2 protein-coding genes are annotated in these 2,176 nt (G+C 71.2%); both read right to left on the bottom strand.

What is annotated here, in order from left to right:
- Positions 1 to 1,422: AAA family ATPase (locus VM221_13770; GenBank protein ID HUT75889.1), on the bottom strand; the 1,422-nt coding region annotated here is incomplete at its 3' end.
- A gap of 72 nt (positions 1,423 to 1,494) precedes the next feature.
- Entirely contained in the window at positions 1,495 to 1,731 is a 237-nt protein-coding gene (locus VM221_13765) for a hypothetical protein (protein ID HUT75888.1), read from the bottom strand.
- Between the last annotated feature and the right edge of the window lie 445 nt (positions 1,732 to 2,176).

Here is a 2,176-nt window from a genome sequence, read left to right as displayed (position 1 = left end):
CTCTTTTTGGCCCTCACCCCAGCCCTCTCCCGCTTGCGGGAGAGGGAGCAGGAGGCCGTGCAGGGCGGCGGCGGCAGCCTCGAGGTTGGGCCATTCGGCTTCCAGGCGGGGGTAGTTCAGGTAGGCGTCTTTGTCATCGCCGCCGTATCTCTGGGCGTACTCCACCCAGACGCGGGCGAAGCGCAATTGGAGGGCGCGCTCGGCCCGGGGGTCGGCGCGGCGCTCGTCGGCCGCCAGGCGGCGGGTGAGCGGGTGCAGGCTGTACGGGCCGTCGGGACCGAGCATGTCCACCAGCGAGTAGGCGCTCAGCCGCTCCAGGGCCGATTCCAGCGCCAGGCGCGAAAGCTCGGTAATGGCAGCGAGCATCTCGAAGCGGGCGGGCGCGGCGAAGAGGCTCAGCGCGCTCAGCACGCGCCAGTCGTTGGTCTCCATCGTGGCCCGCGCCTCGCGGTAGATGAACTGCAAGAGGTCGGAATCGGCGCGCACGTTGCCCAGGAGCGCCAGCGCACGGTCGAGCGAGAGGTCGCGCTGTCGCATGAGGCCCAGCGTCCAGCGCAGCGCCAGGGGCGAGCCGCCCGCCGCGTCGTAGAGCTCCTGCCAGCGGGCCGCGCCGGCCTGCTCCAGGCAGCGCCGCAGGTTGGGCGCGCGGGCGGCCTCCGCCGCGATCAGGTCGCGGGCGGCCGCCCAGGCCAGTTTCTCCAGCCGCAGCCAGACCGCGCCGTCGCCGGTGCGCTTGCGGCTGGTGACGATGCCCTTGCAGTGGGGCGGCAGGGCGCGCATGAACTCGACTGCGGCTTTCTGGTCGGCCTCGGGCAGCGTCTCCAGGTTGTCCAGGATGAGCAGCACGCGGCGCTGCGGGCCGCTCTCGGCGTGCAGCGCGTCGAGCAGGGCGCGGCGTTTCTCGGCTCCGGCGGCCTGTGCCGCGCCGATGGCACCCAGGGCGCGGGCGCACGCGCTCAGCAGCGCGTCGAGCGTGGGCGTCGTCTCCAGGGGCATCTCGCCGCCGGGGTCCAGGCGGGTCTGTTTGGCCGTGGCGAAGAGCGCCACCTCGAACGAGGCGCGCTCCCGGCAGAGATGGGCCACCTCCACCGCCAGCGCCGTCTTGCCGATCCCGCCGATGCCGTCAATCACCAGGCCCCAACTGCGGTCCTCGGGCCGCAGCGCCGCCAGCGCGGTCTCGATCTCTGCCTCGCGCCCGAAGAAGAGATCGCGGCGGGGCAGCGTATCGGGCAGCGCCGCGTCCGCGCTGCCCGCGAGGCGGGCCTCCAGGCGGGCGACCTCTTTGCGTTTCTCGTCCAACTCGATGAATAGATCCACCGGGATCGTCAGCGTCGTATACCCCGCCGCGCGCTCTTCCAACAGCGCCAGCGCCTGCCGGGCGCGGTTCAAGGTGCGTTCCAGGGCTTCGCGGTCGTCGTTCATCGTGTCTCCTTCAACAGCGGTCGCCGGTCAGCGGCTTGTCCTGAGCGCCAGCGAAGGATCGCCGGTCTTTGGTCAGTAATCCGCCCGCAGCCCACCGGCGTCGGGGGCGGCATCCAGCCCGGCGGTGCGCCACTGTTCCTGCTTGGCGTCGGTGAACGGCTCGACGTCGAGCTGGCGCATCTGCGATTCGGCCACGCCGCGCCGCGCCGCTTGCCAGGCGTACTGCCGGTAGGAGGCGCACGAAAAGCGGGCGTCGCAGTGGCGGCAGACGCGGGTGGCGAAAGGGACGTTGCGCGTGCCGAGCCGCACCTCAGGTCCTCCAGCGAGCGCCGGGCGAAGCGGTGCTCCTCGATGGCATCCACCGTCGCTCGATCTGCACGCGCAGGTCGTCCCATTCCCATTTCTCCTCGGCGGCCAAGTAGCGCTCCTTGAGCGCCGCCAGGCCGGCCCGCGCCTGATCTGGTCAGGAGGAAGCAACGACCGATGCCGGCCCGCTCGGGGAACTCGAGGTTCGCCGGGTCGAGGGGAGTGAGTTCCGGCTCGACCCGGTAGGCCAGTTTGCGAAAGAGCACCAGGAGGTGGTCAGGATCGCGCGCTAGACGCAGGTCTTCCGGGGCCAGGTGGCGAGAATGGGCCATGTTCTCCTCTTGCGCTGGATGCCGGGTGTGTCAATCGGCCGCACCTTGCGGCGATTCCGTCGAGTACTCAGCGGCGGAGTGATGCCCCCGAGACGGGGGCTGCGAGCTTTGGCGTA

Source organism: Armatimonadota bacterium (assembly GCA_035527535.1).
Classification (GTDB): domain Bacteria; phylum Armatimonadota; class Hebobacteria.
The sequence above is the reverse complement of the archived record's forward strand: the minus strand, read 5'-3'. Positions and strand labels throughout refer to the sequence as shown.